This is a genomic window from Shewanella putrefaciens, assembly GCF_016406325.1.
GTDB lineage: Bacteria > Pseudomonadota > Gammaproteobacteria > Enterobacterales > Shewanellaceae > Shewanella > Shewanella putrefaciens.
In genome coordinates, this window is the sequence record NZ_CP066370.1 from 4,312,794 (window position 1) to 4,336,268 (window position 23,475).

General features: G+C 45.6%; 23 protein-coding genes. 12 read left to right on the top strand and 11 right to left on the bottom strand.

Annotation, left to right across the window (positions count from 1 at the left end; genetic code table 11):
- Positions 1-34 precede the first annotated feature (34 nt).
- A complete protein-coding gene (locus JEZ96_RS19120) occupies positions 35-463 on the top strand; it encodes an acyl-CoA thioesterase (protein WP_014611823.1) in 429 nt (142 codons plus the stop codon).
- 69 nt (positions 464-532) lie between these two features.
- Complete coding sequence (locus JEZ96_RS19125; RefSeq protein WP_025007943.1) at positions 533-799, top strand: GNAT family N-acetyltransferase; 267 nt, start codon at positions 533-535, stop codon at positions 797-799.
- On the opposite strand, the gene JEZ96_RS19130 is transcribed toward JEZ96_RS19125, so the two are convergent.
- The 7 genes from JEZ96_RS19130 to JEZ96_RS19160 all read right to left on the bottom strand — a co-directional run bounded on the left by JEZ96_RS19130 (position 796) and on the right by JEZ96_RS19160 (position 9,183).
- Positions 796-1,344: an HPP family protein gene (locus JEZ96_RS19130; protein WP_025007942.1), complete on the bottom strand. Its 549-nt coding sequence runs from the start codon at positions 1,342-1,344 to the stop codon at positions 796-798. The genes JEZ96_RS19125 and JEZ96_RS19130 overlap by 4 nt on opposite strands.
- 123 nt (positions 1,345-1,467) lie before the next feature.
- A complete protein-coding gene (locus tag JEZ96_RS19135) occupies positions 1,468-1,878 on the bottom strand; it encodes an acyl-CoA thioesterase (protein ID WP_014611825.1) in 411 nt (136 codons plus the stop codon).
- A gap of 125 nt (positions 1,879-2,003) precedes the next feature.
- Positions 2,004-4,460: a toxin-antitoxin system YwqK family antitoxin gene (locus tag JEZ96_RS19140; protein ID WP_025007941.1), complete on the bottom strand. Its 2,457-nt coding sequence runs from the start codon at positions 4,458-4,460 to the stop codon at positions 2,004-2,006.
- Positions 4,461-4,603: 143 nt separating this feature from the next.
- On the bottom strand, positions 4,604-6,400 hold the full coding sequence (locus tag JEZ96_RS19145; protein WP_128090211.1) for an AMP-dependent synthetase/ligase: 1,797 nt from the start codon (positions 6,398-6,400) through the stop codon (positions 4,604-4,606).
- A gap of 192 nt (positions 6,401-6,592) precedes the next feature.
- Positions 6,593-7,909, bottom strand: coding sequence for a hypothetical protein (locus JEZ96_RS19150; protein WP_025007939.1), 1,317 nt, complete (start codon positions 7,907-7,909; stop codon positions 6,593-6,595).
- Positions 7,906-8,769, bottom strand: a complete 864-nt coding sequence (locus JEZ96_RS19155; RefSeq protein ID WP_011791243.1) for an ABC transporter ATP-binding protein — start codon at positions 8,767-8,769, stop codon at positions 7,906-7,908. The genes JEZ96_RS19150 and JEZ96_RS19155 overlap by 4 nt, the downstream gene beginning before the upstream one ends.
- Before the next feature lie 42 nt (positions 8,770-8,811).
- Positions 8,812-9,183 carry a GntR family transcriptional regulator gene (locus tag JEZ96_RS19160; protein WP_011791244.1) on the bottom strand — a complete coding sequence of 124 codons (372 nt, stop codon included), beginning with the start codon at positions 9,181-9,183 and terminating at the stop codon, positions 8,812-8,814.
- Between the two features lie 93 nt (positions 9,184-9,276).
- Between JEZ96_RS19160 and JEZ96_RS19165 the strand changes: the two genes are divergently transcribed.
- The 4 genes from JEZ96_RS19165 (at position 9,277) to JEZ96_RS19180 (ending at position 13,205) form a co-directional block, all read left to right on the top strand.
- The gene (locus JEZ96_RS19165) at positions 9,277-10,917 is read left to right on the top strand and encodes an alpha/beta hydrolase (RefSeq protein ID WP_025007938.1); all 1,641 of its coding nucleotides are present in this window, start codon (positions 9,277-9,279) and stop codon (positions 10,915-10,917) included.
- 3 nt (positions 10,918-10,920) lie between these two features.
- Entirely contained in the window at positions 10,921-11,655 is a 735-nt protein-coding gene (locus JEZ96_RS19170) for an ABC transporter ATP-binding protein (RefSeq protein ID WP_011791246.1), read from the top strand.
- Positions 11,656-11,737: 82 nt separating this feature from the next.
- Complete coding sequence (locus JEZ96_RS19175; protein ID WP_011791247.1) at positions 11,738-12,877, top strand: ABC transporter permease; 1,140 nt, start codon at positions 11,738-11,740, stop codon at positions 12,875-12,877.
- Between the two features lie 79 nt (positions 12,878-12,956).
- Complete coding sequence (locus tag JEZ96_RS19180; protein ID WP_011791248.1) at positions 12,957-13,205, top strand: hypothetical protein; 249 nt, start codon at positions 12,957-12,959, stop codon at positions 13,203-13,205.
- A 72-nt stretch (positions 13,206-13,277) separates the two neighbouring features.
- On the opposite strand, the gene mog is transcribed toward JEZ96_RS19180, so the two are convergent.
- The 3 genes from mog to JEZ96_RS19195 form a co-directional block, all read right to left on the bottom strand.
- The gene (mog, locus tag JEZ96_RS19185; protein WP_006083754.1) at positions 13,278-13,811 is read right to left on the bottom strand and encodes a molybdopterin adenylyltransferase; all 534 of its coding nucleotides are present in this window, start codon (positions 13,809-13,811) and stop codon (positions 13,278-13,280) included.
- 289 nt (positions 13,812-14,100) lie between these two features.
- Positions 14,101-14,565: an NlpC/P60 family protein gene (locus JEZ96_RS19190; protein WP_011791249.1), complete on the bottom strand. Its 465-nt coding sequence runs from the start codon at positions 14,563-14,565 to the stop codon at positions 14,101-14,103.
- 186 nt (positions 14,566-14,751) lie between these two features.
- Positions 14,752-15,942, bottom strand: a complete 1,191-nt coding sequence (locus tag JEZ96_RS19195; protein ID WP_011918277.1) for a conjugal transfer protein TraF — start codon at positions 15,940-15,942, stop codon at positions 14,752-14,754.
- A gap of 287 nt (positions 15,943-16,229) precedes the next feature.
- On the opposite strand from JEZ96_RS19195, the gene JEZ96_RS19200 reads away from it, so the two are divergent.
- The 6 genes from JEZ96_RS19200 (at position 16,230) to JEZ96_RS19225 (ending at position 21,999) form a co-directional block, all read left to right on the top strand.
- Positions 16,230-17,153, top strand: a complete 924-nt coding sequence (locus tag JEZ96_RS19200; protein ID WP_011791251.1) for a pirin family protein — start codon at positions 16,230-16,232, stop codon at positions 17,151-17,153.
- Positions 17,154-17,390: 237 nt separating this feature from the next.
- Positions 17,391-18,437, top strand: coding sequence for a sensor histidine kinase (locus JEZ96_RS19205; RefSeq protein ID WP_025007934.1), 1,047 nt, complete (start codon positions 17,391-17,393; stop codon positions 18,435-18,437).
- Positions 18,438-19,127: a response regulator transcription factor gene (locus JEZ96_RS19210; protein WP_025007933.1), complete on the top strand. Its 690-nt coding sequence runs from the start codon at positions 18,438-18,440 to the stop codon at positions 19,125-19,127.
- Between the two features lie 42 nt (positions 19,128-19,169).
- Positions 19,170-19,868: a potassium channel family protein gene (locus tag JEZ96_RS19215; RefSeq protein ID WP_011791254.1), complete on the top strand. Its 699-nt coding sequence runs from the start codon at positions 19,170-19,172 to the stop codon at positions 19,866-19,868.
- Position 19,869: 1 nt separating this feature from the next.
- Positions 19,870-21,234 (top strand): TrkH family potassium uptake protein, encoded by a 1,365-nt coding sequence (locus JEZ96_RS19220; protein ID WP_025007932.1) that lies wholly within the window; start codon positions 19,870-19,872, stop codon positions 21,232-21,234.
- 300 nt (positions 21,235-21,534) lie between these two features.
- Positions 21,535-21,999: a hypothetical protein gene (locus tag JEZ96_RS19225; RefSeq protein ID WP_011791256.1), complete on the top strand. Its 465-nt coding sequence runs from the start codon at positions 21,535-21,537 to the stop codon at positions 21,997-21,999.
- Positions 22,000-22,072: 73 nt separating this feature from the next.
- On the opposite strand, the gene JEZ96_RS19230 is transcribed toward JEZ96_RS19225, so the two are convergent.
- Positions 22,073-23,257 carry a BaiN/RdsA family NAD(P)/FAD-dependent oxidoreductase gene (locus JEZ96_RS19230; protein ID WP_025007931.1) on the bottom strand — a complete coding sequence of 395 codons (1,185 nt, stop codon included), beginning with the start codon at positions 23,255-23,257 and terminating at the stop codon, positions 22,073-22,075.
- Positions 23,258-23,475 lie beyond the last annotated feature (218 nt).

Genomic DNA, 23,475 nt, shown 5'->3' on the forward strand with positions numbered 1-23,475 from the left:
CGTTTCAACTAATGTTTTTACAATGGATAATGCAATGGAAAAGTTTCTCGCACAGCATCCTATAGTCACCGAAATCCCCGTCGCTTGGGGCGAAATGGATGCCCTGCAACACGTGAATAATGTGGTGTATTTCCGCTATTTTGAAACGGCACGTATCGACTTTTTTAATCGCCTCTTCCCACTAGATAGCCTTTATAAATCAGGCATTGGCCCCGTAATCAGTGAAAATCAGGCTCGCTATAAACGCCCAGTGACTTTCCCCGATACTTTATTGGTAAGTGTCAGCATTAGCGATATTCACAGCGATAGATTTACCATGCATTATCAGGCTTTTAGTAAACAGCAGCAGGCAGTAACGACGTTAGGCACTTCAGTCGCCGTAATGTTTAACTTTAAAACGGGCAAAAAGGCCGAGTTACCGGCAGAACTGCTGGCGATTCTCAAACAGCACGAAGTCGCTTAAGCTTTAAGCTATCCGAGCCCATAGATAAATTGCCAGCACACTTTAGGCCATACCTTGAGGGAAGCATGTATGTCAGATAACGAAAATATCGAGATAGCCATTGAACATCAACAGGATAAACAGCGTTTTATTATCCCTGTCGACGGCTATGAAGCCGTCTTGGAATACCGATTATCTGGCAAGAATATCGATTTTAGCCGCACCTTTGTCCCCAACGAGCTGCGCGGTAAAGGCCTTGCCGAACGCTTAGTGCGCCACGGCTTAAAGTGGGCCAAAAGCCAAGATTTGGCTATCCAAGCCAGTTGCTGGTATGTGCAGAAGTTTTTGAAAAACTAAATCCAATAAACAGGGTAATGGCGCTTGGGATCGGTGGAGAGATTATTGACCACCAGCGCGACCAGTAAGAGCAATACTGAGCCGAGGAACACTGGCATTAACGCGTAAAGAAAGCCGAGTTGATGCACGTTTTCACCGCCAATCACGGCAATCAATGTCGTTGCACCGTCCGGTGGATGAAGAGTACGAGTCAGGTACATGAATGCGATAGACAGGGATACCGCTAAGGCGCTCGCCAGCACCACATAATCGCCACACACTTGGTACACTGCGACCCCAATTAAGGCCGATAACACACTGCCACCAATCAAGTTACGCGGCTGAGAAAACTCCGCCAGCGGTGCACCGTACACCAGCACAGCCGACGCACCAAACGAGCCAATGACAAACATAGTGTCGACGAGGTTTTCACTCATATAATTTGCGAGACTCGCGACCAAGTAAATGCCACAGAAAGCCCCAATCCATGACCACACAATCTTTTTAAGTGGCTGTCTTGGTGGACAAATGTCCTTCGATCGCATGCGGGTAAAATAGAATCTCATGGTTAATCCGAACCGATAAAAATTAAGCAATACAGATAAGTGATCTGCATCACAGTTAGCGGGTCGACAAATTAACCCTTCAGCAGCGCAATTGCAATTACGCTGACCGAAAGAGTAAGCAGACTAAGCGCTTTCACCACTCAGATTAGCGAGCATTTCGCGGATATCTTCAGGAATCGGGCGGCTTTTTTCACTGCTGTAATCGTAATGTACGAGTGTGGTTTTCACTTCGGCGGTCTTGTTGCCCGCTTGCCAACAGGTTTGGGTCAGCTCGAAGCTGCTATTACCGATACGGCTGACATAGGTTTTTACTGTGACACTCTTGCCATAGTAAGTCGGCGCGATAAAGGTCACGGTAAACCCCGCTACGATTAAGTTCCACTGATGTAAATCCAGCTCAGGATTAAAAATCTCAAAGATTGGCGTGCGCGCCGCTTCGCACCATACGGGGATAACAGTGTTGTTGATATGACCTAGGCCGTCAGTTTCAGTAAATCTTGGATTGATTTCGAGACTGTATTCTGTGGCTGACATGCAAACTTCCTTTTTATTATTTTATGAATGGAAGAGCGTGGTAATTATCGCAATGAAACCAACCACCAAACTCATCCATTATCCTAAGCCAAACAGGTTCTAGCCACTAGCCCAAACCTAGCATTTTAAAACTGACAACTCGCCGTTTCTGGGGTTTGCTTGCCGTTAGCATCGTACTTTTTAAGGCATCCAGCCTTACCCATATCATATATTTTCTCGTATTCTAACTTGCCATTTTTATAAGACTTATACACCCCATGAGTTTTTGGGTTCTCTAAGTGATAAATCTTACGGCCTTTAGTGATATGTGAGTAATCGGCAAAACCCGGCTCTTCGGAATAGATGACACCGTTAATGTAGCGCTTGTGGATCACATGCTGCTCATCGATACGCAGCATTTCATTCGCTATCTTGCCATTCATGTCGTAACACACTTTATCAACGGCATAATTGCTATCGAGATCTTCAATACAACTCACGGCACCATTATCAAAGTACTCGCGCTGTATACCGCAGCGCGCAATGGCGTTATCCCAGAAATAAGGTTCACCGTTCCAGGTTTCGCCTTCTTGCTGGCAGTAGTTCCACAGGCTTCTTAATTGCCCATTGGGATAGAAACTGTAATGGGGGCCAGAGACACGGTTATTCACTTGGTGACCATATCGGGAGAGTGAGTAACCACCATCAGTGGAATAACTGATACTTGGGCCGTATTCCTTACCCGCTTTGTACGTTTTTAAATTTAATAAACGGCCATTGGAATCAAACTGATATTCTTTATCTACAGCGCCATTGGTGTAATAAGCCAATTTATACAAGGTGCCGCTGCTATAATATTCACGCTGTTCACCGTGTTTTATCGATGAAGAGGCTTCATTTTTGCCATTGATCACCCCTTCACAATCATCTGAGTAGGGATTTTCACGCATAATACATTCATCGTGCGAAGGCTTAAGCGTCACCGCTTCATTAAATTGATAACTCGTGAGTTCAGTCAGTTCACCGTTCTGGGGATTAAAGCGCATTTGCTGACCATCAAACTCTCCTTGGCGGTAGTTAGCGATATCCACCACGACATTCGGACTTGAATACCAAATACTCTGACCATTAAGGCGGCCTTGTTCATAATGGCGGACATTAAACATCAGATTATTTTTGTCGAATGATCTAGACTCTCCTTGACGTAAGCCATTGACATAGCTCACTTCGGTACGAGTCCCATCTTCGGCTTTAAATACCCAAGGGCCAGTACGTTTTCCTGCAAGATAGGCACCTTCGCCTACTTGATCACGGAAATGTCCGCTCGTCACTTTATCGACCCAAGGACCTTGTTTGACACCCTTTTGATATTGGCCTTTGCTGCCATCAGCCTCAAGCCACTCGCCATCTTTTACGCCATTAAGATAAATACCTTTTGCCACTAATCGCTTATCGCCTTCCGTACTGGAGTCATAATCGGGTTCATAGACTTCGTAGGGGCCGTCGAGCACATCCTGATTGTAATGGGCAAAACCAAAGCTATCGGCCTCATCAAACATCGACTGTGCAATCCATTTACCTTGCTTTTTACCGTCAAGATATTCACCTTCCCAATAAATGGCTTGGTTCTCTGTCTCCATCCACTTACCGACTTTTTTGCCCTGTTTGTAGTTACCAGAGTAAACCACGCTACCATTGCGACCATCGTAGGCTGCATACGGGCCATCGAGCACACCTTGGGCATAATGACTTTCACTGGCAAGCCCGGCCCAAGTGCTACCCATGCCCATGCTCATAAAATCGTAGGATGGGCCTGTTTTAGGGATCACGGCACCACCACTTTTAAGCCAATCAAAGTCATCGGCCTCAAAGGCCACGCTCACTAATACAAAGCTAGCGTCTTCTTCACTATATCCACTGCGGTCAAAGGTGGTCACTAAGCTATATTGGCGCTCATTGCCTTGGGCATCTTTATCTTTACGAGTGAGTGGATAACGTAATTTATATTCGACGGCTGTCTTCACATCGACGGGTGAACCTTCGGAATTACGATAACCCACTAAGGTCGGCTTGAGCTTAGTAGAACCATCGACAATCGCTTTAATGGCGGGATCTTCAACCGCCTCAACATCATAGGTCATACGGTATTGTTGCGGAGGAATTTGGCTTAACACTTTACGAACGCTACCCACGGTAAACGAGGTTAAGGTTGGTGCCACTTCATCAAGCACAATCTGTAGGCGAGGGAGTTTTGTGAGCTCATCCCCTTCAAAACCATAGCCCCGTAAATGCTGACCATCGGCATCCCTGAGCATGACAACCACTTCTTTGGTGCCGCCTTTATCAAAATCGAGATAAAAAACCGCTACGATTTCAGCAGCACCATAATCATCAACACGCACGCCGGGCGCATCACCGTAGAGCATTTCACTCCATACTTTATGATCTTTTTGATAGAAATTAAGCCATTGCCCGTTAGGTAAATCGACTGGACCATGGACAATTTTGTCGTAATCCTCAGCGTCAGCCACAGGAATGACAGTCAAAAGAGATAACAACACCGCACTCACTGCAGCGAATAAACTACGAATCGAAAGTTCCATTTAACTACACCTTTTATCCCGACGCCTCGCGCCTCATGCGCACCAGTAAACGGAGCGGATTTTAAGCTAAGATACGTTATTCAGGAAGTAGCAGAGATAAAAAAGGCCGCGAAGGCGGCCTTATTAGATCATTGTTTTAACAATCAATTACTATACATAGCATTAATTTCATGGGCGTATTTATGGTAAATCATCTTGCGCCGCAGCTTGAGCGTTGGGGTGATTAAACCTGCTTCCATTGAAAATGCTTCAGGCAACAGAGTGAACTTTTTAATCTGCTCAAACCCCGCCAATTCATGCTGCAATTGCTTAAGACGCTGCTCAAAATGCTCAACCACATGGCTATGGCGTAGCAATTCTAGGGATGATTCGTACTTCAGTCCCTTTTCTTTCGCCCAAGCTTCCAAAGACTCAAACGCAGGTACAATCAAAGCCGTCACATAGTTGCGAGCATCGGCAATAATCGCCACTTGTTCGATAAATGGACAACGTCCAACGGTACCTTCCACTCTTTGTGGCGCAATATATTTGCCGTTAGAGGTTTTCATCAATTCTTTAATACGATCGGTAATAAATAAATTACCGTTCGCATCAAAACACCCTGCATCACCGGTTTTTAACCAACCATCTTCAAATGCAGCGGCAGTGTCTTCGGGGCGATTGTAATAACCACGCATCACAGTGGCACCGCGAACTAAAATCTCATCATCCTTACCTAGCTTGATTTCGGTTTCAAGCAGTGGTTGACCATTAGAACCTGGCACACGATTATCTAAGGTATTACAGGTCACAGTCGCGTTGGTTTCTGTCATGCCGTAACCACAAAGTACAGGAATACCAATAGCATGGAAGAAAGAGCCGACATTGAGATCTAATGCGGCACCACCACAGGGCATAAATTTCAAACGTCCACCCAGTACAGCCTGTAGCTTGCTGTAAACCAGCTTATTTGCCAGTTGCCATTGCAGAGATAACCATAAGCTTCCCTTCGCACGGCGCTGTCCGACTTCGAACTGACGCTCACCCACACGCATCGCCCAAGCAAACATTTTTTTACGGCTTTCGGGGGATTTAGCCACTTTGTCTTGCACTGCACTGTACACTTTTTCGAGAAAACGCGGCACGACACATAAGGTATGCGGGCGCACGGCGCTGATTGCCTCTTTTACTCTTTGCGTGTTTTGCAGATACACGTTATGGCCACCACGACACAACACGTAGAAGCTCCAACTGCGCTCAAATACATGGCTCAATGGCAAAAATGCCAAAGACACATCCCCAGAGCTAAACGCCAGTTTTTGATCATGCTGACGTATGGTAGACGCCATATTACGGTAATCCAGCATTACGCCTTTAGGATCGCCCGTGGTGCCAGAGGTATAAATTAACGTCAGTAAATCATCGAGATTTGCAGCCTCTAAACGCTGGTTTAGCTCTGCTTCTTGCGTATAGCCGCCAGCGAGTAACGTATCTAAATGCCAGTGTTGATTGTCTTTATCGGCAACGAGTGTCACGCTCGAATCGAAAACAATCACATGCTCAAGGCTTGGGCAAATTGTCTGCAACTCACACGCCATGGCGTATTGCTTAGCGTCGTCGACAAAAATTACTTTGGCAGCGGCATCGTTAACGATAAAACTCGCTTGCTCTATAGTACTGGTAGGATAAATCGGCACCACAATGGCGCGACTCTTAAGTGTACCTATATCGGCACAAGTCCACTGCGGGCAGTTTTGCGACAGGATGACACAACGGTCTTGCACTTGTACGCCAAGCTCGATCAACACCTGTGCAATTTTACTACTAGTATGATCAAATGCTTGCCAGCTCACCTGATGCCAAGGAGCAGCCATTTCAAAACCTTCCAGCGCGATGGCATCCTTTAAGGACGCGCTTTGCTGCCGTAAAAGTTGAATTACATGATATTGTTCGAGAGACATAAGAGACTCACCTTTTTAGCTTACAAGTGTACCGCTTTTGCAGCATTCTACCTGAAGGCAAGCCAAAAACTAAGAGTTTTTGCTCTAATGTTATGCAAATGTCGCCCAAATCACGCTGTAAATCGCCTTTTACGGTATGCCACCCCTCGTTTTACTCGCTTATCAGAGCGAACAACATTTAATCTATAAACGTCAATTCGCTCCCATAATATCGCTTTTCCAGAGGGTTTTCTTACCCCAAACCAGCACCACTTGTGCCACAAGCGATAAGAGTATATCCCATAACAACCAATCAGTTAGATTACTACCACCCCGTAAAGAGGCAAGACTGATAGACACCCACAGGGAATGCCCCGCCACTATCATCATTGTCAGTGTGACATGTAAAACTCGCCGACACATACAGCCAAAACCGAGTATCAAGGCGCAAGCGCAGTAAGTACTCAACGTCAGGTGAGCGACCAATAGCAAACTCACATCGCCGTTAATCCCCCCAAGCAACAAGCTACAGACAAAGATCATACCTGCAATCACATTCAGTAACCGCTGCTGCCCATGGTAAAAAGCATTGATAAGCCCTTGACGACCGTTAAATCCCGGCATTAATAACAGGGTCTCTGTTGCCCGTGAGCGTTGCACGCGGCTCCAATGTACTAGCGAACAACTAATCACACTAAACTGCGCCAAAAGTAATAATATTGGAAAATCCCACTGCAATTGCAGTGATAACGCCCCAAGCCCTAAGGTAAAAATAGGCAATAATAACAATAGAATGGTGAGCATAGGGCCAATAAAAAAATTGGTTGGATGCAGATAACGCTCAAAACGGCTCAAGATGCGCATGGATTGCAGATTGGGTAGCCAAAACCAGCCCATTTCAAGACCATTAAGATACACGACCCTCGCATTACCACGCCAAGGTAAAGTACGACATTGATAGATAATAACAATGCCCATAATCAGCAATACACTCAAACTTAGCCATAGTGGAATATGACGTTCAATCAAGGAGATAAATGGCATTAACATGAATAATAAAAATGCGGCATAAAACCATTGCGCGGCCAATAAACATAACCCGATAAACCCTAAACTGATGACCAGCGCCAACACTAAGATCGGCAGACTTGCAACAAACCCAAAACTAACACATAAAATCAAGAGGATGCCAATTACACTACTTAGGATCAGCCCACTTTGGATAAAAATATTCCGCCTGTAATTTGGTATCAGTTGTGAGCATTCACTCGCCATTAAACGGATAAATTGCCATGCAATTGCCGCGGAGACTGACACAACTCCCATCGATAGGAATAATTCCAAGCTGTCCTTTTGACCGAACCAACCCGCTACACCACCCAACACAAGACTCAGCAAACCCGTTCCCAAAAAACTAATACTGCCGATATCAAAGCACCAAAGGCGCAATATACCCATAAAAGGATGCATTCGCTGACTCGTTCTTTTGCCCTTCGCGACTTGTATCTGCTTATGGTGCGCCGCACTCATCTGTGTAGCTCCATAAATAGTTGCTCAAGGTTTAAGGCTTCATTCTTTAACACGCCCGCTATTGGCGCGCAGTGCTCACCTAAATCCACCAGCACAGAGTCACCTACACGGCTCAGCACGGTAATTGGCTCGGGCAAAATAGTTTCAGGAGCGAGTGTTAACAAACGCACTTCTTCTCGCAGAGCATCGATTTCCTTAAACAGCACTAACTCGCCCTGTTTAATCAGCGCCACATGGCTAGCAACTCGCTCTATATCTGAGGTGATATGGGATGAAAACAGTACGGCAGAACCAGATTCGAGGGCGAGATCGAACAAATCGACCATAAACTTGCGCCGAACTATAGGGTCGAGACTGGCGACGGGCTCATCGAGGATCAACAACTCGGGGCGATAGGCCATCGCCATAATCAAGGCTAGCGATTGCCTTTGCCCAACCGATAAACGCTGCACCTGTTGGGTCACATCTAACTCGAAACGTACCAACCAATCTTGCTCTAATTGCATATCCCAATTAGGGTAAAAACTGCGGTGTAAGTCGAGGGCTCGCTCAATGGTAAAACCTTCATAACCAAAGGGTTGCTGCGGTACATAACCTATACGCTCCTTTGCCTGTGAGCTTAAATCGTTTGGTGCTTCACCTAAGGTCGTAATGCTGCCAGCATCCGGCGTTAAAATACCCAATGCACAGCGCATCAGAGTCGATTTACCCGCTCCATTTTGCCCTAGTAACCCCACCACCATTCCCGCTGACAAGGTTAATGATAAATCCTTAAGCGCCCACTTTTCACTCGCATTTTTACCGCGAAAGACTTTATTGACTTGGTTAAATTCAAGAATTGGCGTGCGCTCTTGGTCCATCGAATTTCATCCTTTTTATTCTATTTATCGATACGTTACTTTCTAATCTTGCCAGCGTTCGTTCAGCAGTTGCTGCAACTCAGGCAAGCTGACGCCTAACTGTTTTGCCTGTGATAACAAGGCATCGAGCTGGGGTTCGAGCAGACTGATACCCGATGCCATTGTTTCTGTTCGCAACGCGACTTTTGTCGCTTGACCACGGCGGCGTTCGAGCCAACCTTGATCGACAAGTTGTTGAATCGCCCTGGAAACGGTCATGGGATTTACGGCTAAATGCTCGGCAATTTGGCGTACAGAGGGTAATACGTCTTCCACTTGCAGTTGACCACCCACAATTAAGCGCACGATTTGCTCGTGTAATTGTTTATAGATGGGTTCGCCACTACTGGGGTTGACATTTAAAAGTTCTAACATTAGCCTTTACACACTGTATTAATACATTGATACACCGATACACTGGTATTTAAATTAACACATTCGTCCTGAAATGCAAAAAGGAAAGCGCTCATGATAGATAGCATGACACACAGGAAGTTAAGCAAAACAGCTCAGCCCCTTTCGCCAACGCGACCATGGCATAGCACCAAGGCTACATGCTATAGCGCCATGTTAAGCACATGGAGCTTAAGCCAAAAGCGCTTAAGCATAAGCGCACTCATACTGGCAATAACAAGTACAGCAACTTGGGCGAATGAGGTAAAAAACCAAGATATACAAGCGGCGAGCAAGAGCAATACCTGTTATGTGGAAGGCGTATCCGATCGTTTAAATTGCGGCTTTGTGACCGTACCCGAAAACCCTAACAAACCCGATGGCAAACAGATCCAAGTACATTACGTGGTATTGCCCGCGGTGAAAAATGCCAACCATGAAGAAGCCTTACTAGCCATTGCTGGCGGCCCAGGACAGTCGGCCATAGATAACGCAGCGGGTTTTGATGCCATGCTGAGTAAGGTCCGTCAACAACGGGATATTCTACTGATAGACCAACGGGGAACTGGCCGTTCCAATCTATTGACCTGTGATGAAAGCGCTAATCCACTCTCCTTAGATGATGACAGTATCGATCCTAGTGCTGAAACACAAAAATGCTTAGATAAAATCGATGCCGATGTTAGCCAGTATGGCAGCCTTAACGCAGTCAAAGATTTTGAAGCTGTGCGAGCGCACTTAGGTTATAAAAAACTGCATATCTACGGCATCTCCTACGGTACTCGCATGGCGCAGCTTTATATGCGTTTGTATCCAGAGCAGCTAGCCACAGTCACCTTAGATGGTGTAGTGCCCATGCAGCAAAGCGTGTTAGAGATAGGCTCGGCAATTGATCGTGGTTTTGAATTACTGTTTAAAGATTGCCAAGAAAATACCGCCTGCAAACAGCAGTTTCCACAACTTAAGGCCGAATTTGAACAGGTAGCAAACACTCTGGCGAAGGGAGCAATCACAGAAAATGTGTTCGATCCCGTCACAGGGGAAAAAAACCAACTCATCATAACACGCGGAAAATTTTACGGAGCCATCCGTATGGCACTGTATCAAACCAATGTGCGCGCCCTTGTGCCCCACGCAATCCATCAAGCTGCAAACAATCATTTTCAACCACTTCTGGGGTTATATGCCCTCACAGTTGATAACGCTGGCATAGCAATGGGCATGCACACCTCTGTGGTTTGCGGTGAAGATATCCATCGCATCACGCCTGCTATGCGAGAAAAAGCAGCAAGCTCTTATGTTGGTCAAACCATGTTGGACTCAATGGAAAAAACCTGTGCAATCTGGAAAGTCCCCGCGGTAGATAACAGCTTTAGCGAACCCATTAGCAGCAATATTCCAACCTTACTTTTATCCGGTGAAATCGACCCCGCCACACCGCCTAGTTGGGGCGAGTTAGCCATGGAAAAACTCACTAACGCCAAACACTTTATCGCTCCCTATGCCACCCACGGTGTCGCTTATCAATCCTGTGCCAATGGATTGGTGGCGGATTTAGTTCGTACGGGCTCAATAAACGACCTCGACGGCGAATGTTTAAACAAAGATGTGCGCCGCAGCTTTTATTTAAATGCCAGCTCAGTCGAGCCGCTTAATGCGACCAGCACAAAAACCACCACAACAAATAATAACGCCAGCACTGGGGCCAAGGAGTAAGCCATGATTAAAGTATCCAATCTTTCCAAGCGCATAGGAGAAGTGCAGGCGCTTAATGACTTAAGTTTTGTCGCACAAAATGGCCAAATCACAGGATTACTCGGCCCCAATGGTGCAGGCAAAACCACCTGTTTACGCACTATCTTTGGCTTACTAAAACCCGATAACGGTAAAGCTGAAATTGAAGGCATCGATGTCACCATCGATCCTATCGGCGCGAAACAACAGCTCGGGTTATTTCCCGATCCTTTTGGTCTGTATGAGCGCTTAACACCACGGGAATACATTCGCTATTTTGCCGAGTTGAGCGGCTTATCAGCCCGCGAAGCTAAAGAGGCCACCAGCCAAGTGATTGCAAAATTACGCCTCGAAGATATTAGCGATCGCCGTTGCAAAGGCTTCTCCCAAGGGCAAAGGATGAAAACAGCACTTGCACAGGCAATTGTCCACTGCCCCAGCAATATTATCCTCGACGAACCGACCCGTGGATTAGATGTAATGAGCACTCGCTTACTGCGCGATATTCTTATCGACCTAAAAAATCAAGGACATTGCGTGCTGTTCTCTAGCCATGTGATGCAAGAGGTAGCTGCATTATGCGACCAAGTCATCGTCATGGCCCAAGGTAGAGTTGTTGCCATTGGCAGCCCAACTGAACTTTGCATCCAAACAGGCAAAGACTCGCTCGAAGAAGCCTTTATTCAACTTATCGGCACGGATGAAGGAATCGCAGCATGATGACTCAAACTTACAACAATGTAAGCAGTATCAATGATGTACAAACTCAGATAGATATGCTCATGGATAAAGGAATAACAGCATGAATAAAATAATCGCTATGGTTCGTAAGGAACTTATCGATGCCGCTCGCGATAAGCGTTCTGTGATGGCGGGACTTTATTACGCCATTGGCACACCGCTGATCATGTGTGGCCTGTTTATGGTGTTAATTGGCCAATTAACCAGCCCTGATGATCTTAAAATCACTATCACCAACCCAGATAACGCACCTGATCTAGTGAGGTTTTTATCCAACAAGGGCATTACTCAAGGTGACGTTGGCGCTAAGGATCTGAAAGCCATAGAGCTTATCATCAGCACCGACTATGCCGAGCAAATGAATCAAGGCAAAGCCGCCGAAATTACTATCGTGGCCGATAATTCGGAGGAAAAATTACAGAACTCCATTCGCCGCTTAGAGAAACAATTACAAGCCTACAGCGCCGAAATGGGTAGCCTACGTTTAATCGCTCGCGGTATCGACCCGCGTGTGGTACAGCCACTAAAAGTGAATGTGCAAGATCAAGCCACACCTGATTCTAAAGGCGGGATGATCTTAGGTATCGCTATTTTTACTATGATTTACTCGGTATTTATCTCGGGGATGAACCTTGCCATAGATACCAGCGCCGGCGAGCGTGAGCGTAACTCTCTGGCTTTGTTACTTAGCCATCCACTGACCACGCGCCAATTAGTGCTCTCTAAGATCATCGCTGTTGGCCTATTTGCCCTGCTCGGTTTAGTGCTGATCTTGCTGGTGTCTAAAATCGCCTACACCTTTGTGCCATGGCAGGAATTAGGCTTTAGCGTCAATATCACCAGCGAATTTATCGCCTTAATGTTAATCGTCGGCATCCCCGTCGCTTTGATGGCCGCATGCCTGCAATTGTTCGTGTCTTTTATGGCAAAAACCTTTAAAGAAGCCCAGTCCTATCTCACTATAGTGCTATTTGTGCCCTTAGCATTATCAATGGCCGCCAGCTACAACATAGCGCCAGATATGCTGCAATGGTTGCCCGTCTCTGGCCAGCAACAAGCATTGATGGACTTTATCAAAGGTAAAGACTTGCCCATGCTGCAATTACTGGTGTCGACCTTAGGCACCCTCGCCATTGCGATATTACTCGCCTTTGGTATGGAAAGATCGCTCAAGAGTGAAAAGGTCATCTTCGGTTTGTAAGGTGCTTTTCTCGATAAACTTTGGAACGGGTTATCTCTCGTTCAAAAATTAAAAATCTCAATAAAAACTGGAGGTTATTATGGAAAAAGAATATATCTTAATGGTGATTATGGTCACCTTCATTATAGGCTTCAGTGCTACAGAAATGTTTAAGCACTATTTGAAGGCGCGCCAACTTGGCGTCAATCCCACTGGCGACAAGCAACTAGAAGATAAAGTGACTCAGTTAAGTCTGCAAAACCAAGTGCTTATTGAGCGAGTACAAGTACTGGAAAAAATAGTCACTGAATCTGAATACGAGCTAAAGCAGCAGATTAGTCAGTTATAAATCCTAAGCTCCAAAAACAATAAAGCCACTCAATATGCGGTGGCTTTTGTTTTTACAGGCTCAATAGCAAGATTACTTAGCCTTAGGCCTGAACGGCTTGATCACGGCTTCGTTGCACTCTAAATACGGGCCTTCCATCAAGTCGATGCAGTAAGGAATAGCTGGGAACACGGCATCTAAACATTCACGAATCGATTTGGGTTTGCCGGGCAAGTTCACGATCAAAGAATCACCCCGTAAGCCTGCGGTTTGGCGGGATAAAATGGCAGTGGGCACAAATTTTAATGACTCAGCACGCATCAACTCGCCAAAGCCTGGCATCATGCGATCGCATACAGCTTCTGTGGCTTCTGGCGTAACGTCGCGTTTAGCAGGGCCTGTGCCACCCGTGGTCACAATCAAACAGCAATCTTGCTCATCGGCCATCTTGATGAGCGTGGCTTCAATCACATCCTGCTCATCGGGGATCACTTGATAAATCGGCTCCCACTCGCTAGTCAGGTAATCGTTAAGCGTGTCGATAATCGCCTTGCCAGAAATATCCTCATAAATTCCCGCGCTGGCGCGATCGCTTACCGTCACTATACCGATTTTTGCTTTACTCATAGGATATCCCCAATGGTGTTGAAATAAACAAGATTGAAAAAGCATAGACGCTAGAGCTAAGCACAGTTGAAGGCTAAATCTCTAGACCATAAGTCGCAGCTAAAATAGCATAAATGCGCAATAAAAGTGGGGCTAAAACGTGACTTGTCTCGCGCAGGCAGTATCTGGGCAAAAAGTTTATATAAAACCGAGCTTGTAAATATGCTTAGTCGATGAAAAATAGCGTAATTAATGCTTTTAATTCATCTCATTAAAAAGGCCACTATGGTAGTGACAGGCAGCATTGTGGTTAAATCCGCCGCGCATTCCAATATTTAGAGGCCCAATAGCTATTAAGTAAGCTGGAAATTTTCACCCCTTGGCTAGTGGAAACATGGAGGAAATTATCATCCCCCACATAAATGCCAACATGATGGGTGCTCCAACCTGTTTTGAAAAAAACTAAGTCACCCCGACGAAGTTGATCCCTAGGTACAGGCCTACCCAGTGTTTGTTGCTCTTCAACTGTGCGTGGTAACACCATCCCTAACATTTTTTGGTATGCGACAGACACAAAGGCGGAGCAATCAATCCCTTTTTTAGTGCCACCACCTAAACGATAGGGAACACCGCGCCACTCGGAGTGTAGCTCTGCAATATTACTATCATCCCAAACAGAAACAGGCTCAACTTGCTTTACCACAGGCTTAGGTTCTGGCGCGCTAGCACAAGCGCCAAGACCTAAGGCTAAGATAACGATCAATAATATCTTCATAAAACGCTACTCATTACAGGCGGGTTTTACCTTAACCTAATTTGACGTTTTTATCAGGTCAATTCTAGATATCAAAGGCTTAAATACTATAACCTCAGCCTATCTGAGTTTGAAGCACCCAATAACTCACAGAGCAGACTTTTTGATGAAGGCCATCTTTTTGATGGCCTTCAAGTTTTCGCTAGATTAGAAGGTGTAGCTCATAGTCAAAGCGGCACCAACGGCTTTATCTGAACCGACTTGTCCTGCTAAATCGAGGTGGAATACACTCCATGGCGATAATCCAAAACCTGCGGTGAAAAGATCGGGTTGTTCACCGGCAATGTCAGAGCGGAATCCTGCGCGAAGCTGTGCCCAATCAAAGGCATTAAACTCTACGCCTACTGCTGCAAATTGAGATTCTTCTACAGCAGCGAACATGGATTCATCCTTCCCAAGCCATGCTTTGCTTTTATTAACATCTAACTCGATGACCGCCGTTAACCAATCCGTACGATAGGCCGCAGCAAGGGTTGCCACAGGTGAAATTTGGTAAGTGTATGTAACGCCATTCACCGTTGCAGTATCAACATCCCTGCTCACCAGATTTCGTACCGCTAAACCGTAGGTCATATTGCCAGCATCAAGCGCCAAACCGAGGTCAGCATTAAAGCCTGAGTCGCTAGAACGATATTGGTCATCACTGAGGTCAGAATCATCATAGTCAGTGATAGTGGCACTGTAGTTGTAGGTTTCAACTTTTTGCACTTTAGTTGTTACCCCTACATATAAGGGCATATCCATGAGTTCAAATTGATGTGCCAACGCCACGCCATAGTCCTGAACCAGTGCAACAACACCTAGGGCTTGGGAGTTCAATGAACGGGAAGGATCTGCGGCGCTGGTGCCATCAATCACATCTTGCAGATAGTCAAGATCGCTTTGAGCAACATCAGCACCAACCATAGCTGACGCATAACCATTTGCCATAAAACCTAAACTAACCAATTTATTAGGTACAGCAACTTGGACATTTACACCAACATTCACCATAGCGAGCTTGCCATCTACCGCAGCCAATTCACTGGCTAATTTATTCGCTGTGGCACTATTCGCCCCAATACGAAATGCATCATAGGCATCTTTGATATTATCTATATTGTCGATCAACTTGTCCTTATCCGTACCTTGAGCACCAATAGAAGGCAATACGAATGAGAAATCATCACTCTCATTATATTTAGCGACTAGTGCAGGATTGACGGGGGTGGCGGCACTATAGTGGGCACTCGCGACACCTACTCCACCCATCGCATCTTTGCGAGCATCAAAACTATTTGCCCAAGTAGCGTTGGAAATAGAAGCCAATACCGATAATGCTATTACACTCTTTTTCATCATGATTCCTTTGTTAACCAATGGTTAGGGTTATTTGCGGCGCAATTTAACGCATTAACATTTGAAGTTACAAGGGGAAAAGCAGGTTTGGCGTAAAAGTGCAAATGATTGGCGTGATAGTTCAAATAATAAAGTGATCAACGTCAATTTGGGCGGTAATTTGCAAAATCACCCAGAATGCCCGAAGCTAAAACCTTCAGCTCGAATGCAAGATAGAATCTGAAACCTAGTCATCATTTCAGACAAACACTCACTCAGTGTCCATAGCAAAAGAGTAAGGAACCAATATGAATGAGCAACAAGCGCAATTTTTTGGTGGTCCAAGGGAATGTCCCATTGAAAATGGTCGGATTCAAGTCCAACGAATCGCCGCAAAAATCAGTGATGTTGGCGGTATTCCCGTCGCGCGGGCGATTCCACAAAAAGACCGCCGTCTTATCGGCCCTTGGTGCTTCCTCGACCATATTGGCCCAGTCACCGACGGCCCCTTATTGAATGTCGGCCAGCATCCACATATTGGACTGCAAACATTTACTTGGATGCTCGAAGGCGAAATTATGCACAGAGATAGTCTCGGCAGCGCCCAAGTGATCCGCCCCAAGCAAGTCAACCTAATGACGGCAGGACATGGTATCGCACACACGGAGGAATCTGTTAAAGGCAAAAGCACTATGCACGCAGCGCAGTTATGGATTGCCCTGCCGCTTGAGCATAAAGACACAACCCCAAGATTCGATCACTATCCCGAACTCCCGACTTGGCACGAGGCAGGCGTTGACTTCACCTTACTGATTGGCACTTGGCAGCATAAACAGGCACCCACATTACACTTTTCACCCATTGTCGCCATGGATATTTATGCTGTTAATAGCACTAAACTCACGCTGCGCCTTGATCCCAGTTTCGAATATGCCCTAATGCCACTCGAAGGCCGCTTCCAGATCGAGGATGAAAGCTTCGATAATAATGATCTCGCGTATCTCGGTATGTTACGTGAGACCATTACAGTTGAACTCGAAGCAGGTTGTCGCATACTGCTGATTGGCGGGGCACCACTGGCCGATCCTGTTAGTATTTGGTGGAACTTTGTCGGCCATAGCAAAGAGGAAATAGCGAAAGCTCAAGCCGAGTGGGAAGCACACTCCCCACGCTTTGCCGTCGTTCCCGGCTACAATGGTGAGCGTTTAGTCCCACCACCCATTCCGTGGTAATCAAGGAATCAATGACGCTTTAGCATTAAACCAGCGCCTAAGGTGAGGCTTACAGCAGATGTCTACGCAGTAAGCCTTATCATTCGCCTATAGCTTGATATGAGTAAGTTCAATCCCCTCGAGTTAATCGCAAGCTAAGCCACTAACAATCGACTAAATTTTACGGATTTTTTACGCGCTATCTTAAAATGCCTTTGTTAGAGTACGGACAACATTTTTAATGCTTCTTTCTTTTTTATGACTTCATCCATAGCCGTACCTATGACTCAATACTGGCGTTCACATCCATCTTCATTCACCTTCGTTGTGTTAGTCATCGCCATTTTCAGCAGTTTTTTTATTGATTTGCTCTCAGGCTCAACCATCGCCGTGTTACTGATTTTGCAACTCGCTGTGGTGGTTGTCGCCCTACAATGTAATGCCCATTACGCCTATTTTACTGCAGTGTATGAAGCGGCAAGTTATAACTTTTTATTTACCACACCGCGCTATTCGCTACAGATGTTTAATCTTGAGGATATTCTTAACTTAGCCGTATTTCTCTTAGTAGCGCTCACCACCAGCAAACTGGCGGAACTTTATCGGCGTCAGCAAGATGCGCTTGAACAAGCCCAGTTACGTAATAGTATTTTGCTGTCGGTCTCCCACGATTTACGTACTCCACTCGCCACCATTATTGGCACTTTAACTACGCTAAAAGAATATATGCCTAAGCTGAGCCCATCCCAAAAAGATGAGCTAATTGACAGCGCTGCGGCAGAAAGCCACCGTCTGCACCAATATATCGAAAATCTATTACAGGCCACTAAATTACAGCATGGCGCACTCAAGTTTAGTTTGAATGAAGACTCTATTACTCATGTGTTACACCAAGCTATTGCCCGTTTTCCGGCCACACAACCACGCATTGTTATCAAGAGTGAATCCGAGCTACCCACAGTGATGATATGCAGTTCATTGATTGAGCAAGCTATTTTTAATGTACTGGACAATGCATTGCGCTACTCACCACAAGATGAAAAAGTCACCGTTAAGGTTTATCGGTATGAAAATATGTTGAGATTGGATATCCAAGATCAAGGCTGCGGTATAGCCACCGCAGATATGGAAGCCATTTTTGAACTTTTTTATCGCCAACATCCATCAACGGATGGTGGTGCTGGTCTAGGTTTGGCTGTTGCGAAAGGAATTATTACCGCACACCAAGGCCAAATCAGCGCCGAACCTGTCACTAAGGGCAGCCTTATTCGTATTGCTTTGCCGATAAAAAAGGACTGTGAATAAATGGCCTACAAAGTGTTAGTGGTGGATGATGAAGCGCAAATCCACACATTTATGCGAATATCCTTAGAAGCAGAAGGCTTTGAATATATTGGCGCATCATCCATAACCACAGCCCTTGCCCAATATCGGGGACAGCAACCACACATATTGATACTCGACCTTGGATTACCGGATGGTGATGGTATTGAGCTACTACAAACCCTAAGGCGAAACGACAAAATCCCCGTATTGGTGTTAACTGCCCGCGATCAAGAGGAAGAGAAAATTCGCCTATTAGACGCTGGCGCCAATGACTATCTCAGCAAGCCTTTTGGGATAAGAGAATTAATTGCCCGTATCAAAGTATTAGTCCGCGATTTAGTGGACGAGTCATCTTTAAGTGATGTGCTGCACTTTGCCACACTTAAGCTACAAAAAAGCACCCACCAGCTTTGGATCAATAAGCAAGAAATCGCTTTGACCAAAAAGGAATTCGCCCTGATGGAGACCTTAATGTCTCACCCTGGTCAGTTAGTCAAGCAAACTGTATTACTGCAAAAAATTTGGGGCGAAACCCATCAAGAAGACAGTCACTATCTGCGGATTTTAGTCAGCCAGTTACGCAAAAAACTCAATGACAATAACGAGCAGCAACTGATTAAAACAGAAGCGGGTTTAGGTTACCGCTTAACAGACATCAATCAGCAGTAAGCGTTCTCATCATCACAAAAGCAAACATAAAAGGATATTTGTATGGCGCATTTTACCGTTATTGGTTTAGGGCGATTTGGCGTTGCAGCCAGCCTTGAATTGATCCACTTAGGCCACACGGTCACAGGAGTCGACAGTGACCCTAAAATGGTTGAAAAATATGTAGAGAACCTAACTGAAGCCGTGATTTGCGACTGTTCCGATGAGGCATCGCTGCGTGAGCTTGACCTCAACAACAGCGAAGCCGTACTTGTCGCTATCGGTGAGGATATGCAATCCAGCCTACTATGCACCTTGGCGCTTAAGAATCTGGGTGTGCAAACCATTTGGGTCAAGGCTAGCACTAAAGCGCATCACACTATCGTGTCAAAACTCGGCGTTGCACGCATCATTCACCCTGAAGAAGAAATGGGGATACGTGTCGCTCAGTCGCTCAATTATCCTATGGTCAATAACTTTCTCGCCATTGGTGATGGACTATATATTGTTGAAATTCATATTAAACCCCACCTAGATAAAACCACCGTTGCCCAACTTCTTGGCTCAGTTCAAGATGGTTTTAGTGATGAATTAACCAATATAAAGCGCAACCCTAAAGGTAAAGTTGCAGCCATTATGGTTAAACGTGATTTAGCGGTATTTAGCAAGATCGATGGTAGTTTTGTGTTGCAAGCTAACGATGCATTGTTGCTATGTGGTAGCCGTAGCGAGCTTAAATATCTCGCACCAAGGTTGGTGTAAGGTGGTTCAATGGCATCCCTCCATCATGGCAATAGAACATCATCCAAGGTCGGATAGAAAACTGTTCGGTGCGCCACCCTTTATTTTAAGCGTGAGCTTTGCACTACTGATCATCCTTGGTACTTGCTTACTGAAACTGCCAATAGCAACCGAAGTCCCTATTACTTGGTTACAAAGTCTTTTCACTGCAACCTCGGCGGTCACAGTGACTGGGCTAGTCGTTGTCGACACAGGGACAGTATTTACGCCATTTGGCCAAATCGTCATCGCGCTATTAATCCAATGCGGCGGGCTGGGGCTGATGACCTTTGCGATTGTTACCCTTATCGCCCTTGGCGGTAAGATTGGCTTTTTACAGCAAACCGTCGCAAAAGAGGCTTTTAATCAAACCGATACTTCAACATTAGTCTCGACTGCTAAGGCCGTATTACTGTTTTCGCTCTTGGTAGAAGCCATAGGCATGTTGATTTTATCAGTGCATTGGAGCCATGAACTCGGTTGGCAAACCAGCTTATTCCACGGTTTTTTCTATACGATTAGCGCCTTTAATAACGCAGGTTTTGCCCTCAGTGCCGACAGCTTAATGCCCTATGTGGCCGATCCTGTAATTAACCTCACCATCACAGGTTTATTTATTATTGGCGGTTTAGGGTTTTCAGTCTGGATTGACCTTCGCCGCAATAAATGTTGGTCGAAATTGACCGTCTACAGCCGAATGATGATTACAGGCACCATACTGATCAATGCCGTAGCAGTGATTGCTATTTACCTGATTGAGTACAACAACCCCAATACTCTCGCGCCCTTAAGCGAACTCGGTAAATGGTTAGCCTCTTGGTTTCAAGCCGTTACCCCTCGCACTGCTGGCTTTAATACCTTAGCCATTGACCAGCTCGAAGATGGCTCAACACTACTTATGCTGGTATTGATGTTTATCGGCGGTGGCTCTCTCAGTACCGCCAGCGGGATTAAGGTAGTCACTTTTATGGTGTTGATTTTGGCAACTTATGGCTACTTGCGCCGTGATGAAGCTGTCTACGTGTTTAAGCGGGAAATTCCCAAAGACACCATTAGTAAGGCCTTAGCCCTTACCATGATCTCCATTGGCGTCACTTGGCTCGCTATTTTTGCTTTAGTGTTAACTGAAAAAGCGCCGCTAGTCGATATTGTATTTGAAGCGGTTTCAGCACTGGGCACTGTCGGTTTATCACGCGGTTTAACAGGGAGTCTTTCAGATATGGGCCTAGGGATCATTATCTTTATGATGTATATGGGACGTCTAGGCCCACTGATGCTGGCCTACTTCCTTGCCAACCCAAGAGTGAAAAAATTACGCTATGCAGAAACCAAATTGGCGATTGGGTAACTGAAGGTGAAGACGCTATCTCTGTTGTCAGCAATATCATCAAACTCTAAACCTTCTTGACTGAGTAAAAGAATACAGAACAATAATGTTGATGTATCAACAAACCATTACATTGTGAAAATAGGAGTGCTCACTATATGCTTAAGCACTGATAGTGAGCTCCTTTACACAGGCCCAATAGTAGAATAACAAAAGAAAAATGGGCCAATATCGCCATATGCCAAAATCAAATCATGCCAGAAGCTGATAGGTTAAGTTTACCTATCAAGTGAAACCGAGGTAGGTAGGAAGTATCACAACATGAGTAAAATTGAATATCTATTTTTTGATCAAGTAAAGCCTGAAGATTTCATATCTATTATCAATGAAGACTCTCTAAGAATACATCTGATAGAACATCCATATTTTGATGCCACCAGCGTTAGAGTATGGATGGAGGATAAAATTAAGCTCGATGCAACAAATGGTTGTCGTATACGTGCCGTTTATATAGATGGGATGTTAGCTGGTTGGTGCGGAATTCAACCAGATGATAATGGCTTTGAATTAGCGATTGTTATCGCTAAGAGATTTTGGGGGTTTGGTATATCTATTTTCAAAACGCTGATTTGTTGGGCGAGAGAACTAGGACATAAAGAAGTCATATTTCATCTACTTGACAGTAGGCCTGCTTATAAAACACTCAACAAAATAGCGATGAAAGTTCATAAAACCGAGCTAGCTGGTAGGTATTTTACAACATACCATATTCCTGTGAGTCAATAACGCACATAAATACCAGACTTTTCCATTAGCCCTAAATTGCTCTGTTTTTGTCACAAGCCGAGAAAGCTGATTTTTACACTACTTGCCCTGCTGCAACGCCGGAGGCCCAAGACCATTGGAAATTAAACCCGCCTAACCAACCACTTACATCCATCACTTCACCGATAAAGTAGAGTCCAGGCACTTTGCTAGCTTCCATGGTTTTGGAGGAGAGTTCATGGGTATCCACACCGCCTAACGTCACTTCGGCGGTGCGGTAGCCTTCGGTGCCATTCATTAATACTGTCCAGCGGTGCAGATCGTCGACCAGCTTAGCGCGCTCTGCATGCATAAGCTGATTTAAGGCTTTGTTTAATAACGCCTCATCGAATAACACTTCCACCAGCCGCTTAGGTAACCACTGGCTTAAGGTATTACGTAGACTCTGCTTTGGATGTGCTGCCAATTGTTGCTCTAGCGTCTGCGCCAAATCCATATTGGGTAATAGATTTATCTCTATGGTTTCGCCCGCTTTCCAATAGTTGGAAATCTGCAAAATCGCGGGGCCAGATAAGCCGCGATGGGTGAATAGCAGAGCTTCACTAAAGCTAGTGCCGTCTTTGGCGGTAATGCGGCTAGGTACGGCTATGCCCGATAAGGGCTCGAAACGAATTTTATCTTCACTGTGCCAGGTAAAAGGTACTAGCCCTGCGTGGGTTGGTAATACTTTGAGGCCAAATTGCTCGGCCAGTTGATAACCATAAGGCGTGGCGCCGAGTTTGGGCATAGATAAGCCGCCAGTAGCAACCACCAATGAATCGCAACTTAACTCGCCATTAGAAGTGTTAAGCTCAAAGCGCCCAACTTCGGTCTTTTTAACGGCCAGAATATCGGTGCGCAGCTTTATACTCACACCTGCCCATTCGCATTCAGTCAGCAGCATAGTGACAATTTCTTTGGCCGAGTCATTACAGAATAGCTGGCCATGATCGCGCTCGTGGTATTCAATGCCGTGGCGCTCAACCAGTTCGATAAACTGCAGTGAGGGATAACGCGCAAGTGCCGATTTTACAAAGTGCGGATTGCTACAGATAAAGTTAGCGGGCTCAACTTTAAGGTTAGTGAAGTTACAACGGCCGCCACCGCTAATGAGGATTTTACGCCCCGCTTGCTTGGCGTTATCGAGTACGAGTACATCACGGCCTCGGTAACCCGCTGTTGCTGCACACATCAATCCCGCGGCACCGGCTCCGATAATAATCACATCATGATGTTTCACACTCGTACTCCAGTCGATAAATTGATTGCAATTGGCAAGCCACAACCCCTCTTTCATCATCAACCCTTTATGGATAAAGGCTATGGCGATCGGACATAAATCCCCTCTTTCACCATCTGACCTCCAAGGATGGAGGAAATGCCCGTCTGATGTCAGGAACATCAAGGACCCTGGTGACCGGGGATACATCTTGCACACCAGAAGTCCGTGCATAAAAA

What these genes read in the sequence shown, in the direction of transcription:
- JEZ96_RS19175 (WP_011791247.1), top strand. Translation starts at nt 11,738, where the DNA reads ATGAATAAAATAATCGCTATGGTTCGTAAGGAACTTATCGATGCCGCT.
- JEZ96_RS19180 (WP_011791248.1), top strand. Translation starts at nt 12,957, where the DNA reads ATGGAAAAAGAATATATCTTAATGGTGATTATGGTCACCTTCATTATA.
- JEZ96_RS19150 (WP_025007939.1), bottom strand. Translation starts at nt 7,909, where the DNA reads ATGAGTGCGGCGCACCATAAGCAGATACAAGTCGCGAAGGGCAAAAGA.
- JEZ96_RS19140 (WP_025007941.1), bottom strand. Translation starts at nt 4,460, where the DNA reads ATGGAACTTTCGATTCGTAGTTTATTCGCTGCAGTGAGTGCGGTGTTG.
- JEZ96_RS19120 (WP_014611823.1), top strand. Translation starts at nt 35, where the DNA reads ATGGAAAAGTTTCTCGCACAGCATCCTATAGTCACCGAAATCCCCGTC.
- JEZ96_RS19200 (WP_011791251.1), top strand. Translation starts at nt 16,230, where the DNA reads ATGAATGAGCAACAAGCGCAATTTTTTGGTGGTCCAAGGGAATGTCCC.
- JEZ96_RS19145 (WP_128090211.1), bottom strand. Translation starts at nt 6,400, where the DNA reads ATGTCTCTCGAACAATATCATGTAATTCAACTTTTACGGCAGCAAAGC.
- JEZ96_RS19125 (WP_025007943.1), top strand. Translation starts at nt 533, where the DNA reads ATGTCAGATAACGAAAATATCGAGATAGCCATTGAACATCAACAGGAT.
- JEZ96_RS19170 (WP_011791246.1), top strand. Translation starts at nt 10,921, where the DNA reads ATGATTAAAGTATCCAATCTTTCCAAGCGCATAGGAGAAGTGCAGGCG.
- JEZ96_RS19155 (WP_011791243.1), bottom strand. Translation starts at nt 8,769, where the DNA reads ATGGACCAAGAGCGCACGCCAATTCTTGAATTTAACCAAGTCAATAAA.
- JEZ96_RS19215 (WP_011791254.1), top strand. Translation starts at nt 19,170, where the DNA reads ATGGCGCATTTTACCGTTATTGGTTTAGGGCGATTTGGCGTTGCAGCC.
- JEZ96_RS19160 (WP_011791244.1), bottom strand. Translation starts at nt 9,183, where the DNA reads ATGTTAGAACTTTTAAATGTCAACCCCAGTAGTGGCGAACCCATCTAT.
- JEZ96_RS19165 (WP_025007938.1), top strand. Translation starts at nt 9,277, where the DNA reads ATGATAGATAGCATGACACACAGGAAGTTAAGCAAAACAGCTCAGCCC.
- JEZ96_RS19225 (WP_011791256.1), top strand. Translation starts at nt 21,535, where the DNA reads ATGAGTAAAATTGAATATCTATTTTTTGATCAAGTAAAGCCTGAAGAT.
- JEZ96_RS19210 (WP_025007933.1), top strand. Translation starts at nt 18,438, where the DNA reads ATGGCCTACAAAGTGTTAGTGGTGGATGATGAAGCGCAAATCCACACA.
- JEZ96_RS19190 (WP_011791249.1), bottom strand. Translation starts at nt 14,565, where the DNA reads ATGAAGATATTATTGATCGTTATCTTAGCCTTAGGTCTTGGCGCTTGT.
- JEZ96_RS19205 (WP_025007934.1), top strand. Translation starts at nt 17,391, where the DNA reads ATGACTTCATCCATAGCCGTACCTATGACTCAATACTGGCGTTCACAT.
- JEZ96_RS19195 (WP_011918277.1), bottom strand. Translation starts at nt 15,942, where the DNA reads ATGAAAAAGAGTGTAATAGCATTATCGGTATTGGCTTCTATTTCCAAC.
- JEZ96_RS19135 (WP_014611825.1), bottom strand. Translation starts at nt 1,878, where the DNA reads ATGTCAGCCACAGAATACAGTCTCGAAATCAATCCAAGATTTACTGAA.
- JEZ96_RS19130 (WP_025007942.1), bottom strand. Translation starts at nt 1,344, where the DNA reads ATGAGATTCTATTTTACCCGCATGCGATCGAAGGACATTTGTCCACCA.
- mog (WP_006083754.1), bottom strand. Translation starts at nt 13,811, where the DNA reads ATGAGTAAAGCAAAAATCGGTATAGTGACGGTAAGCGATCGCGCCAGC.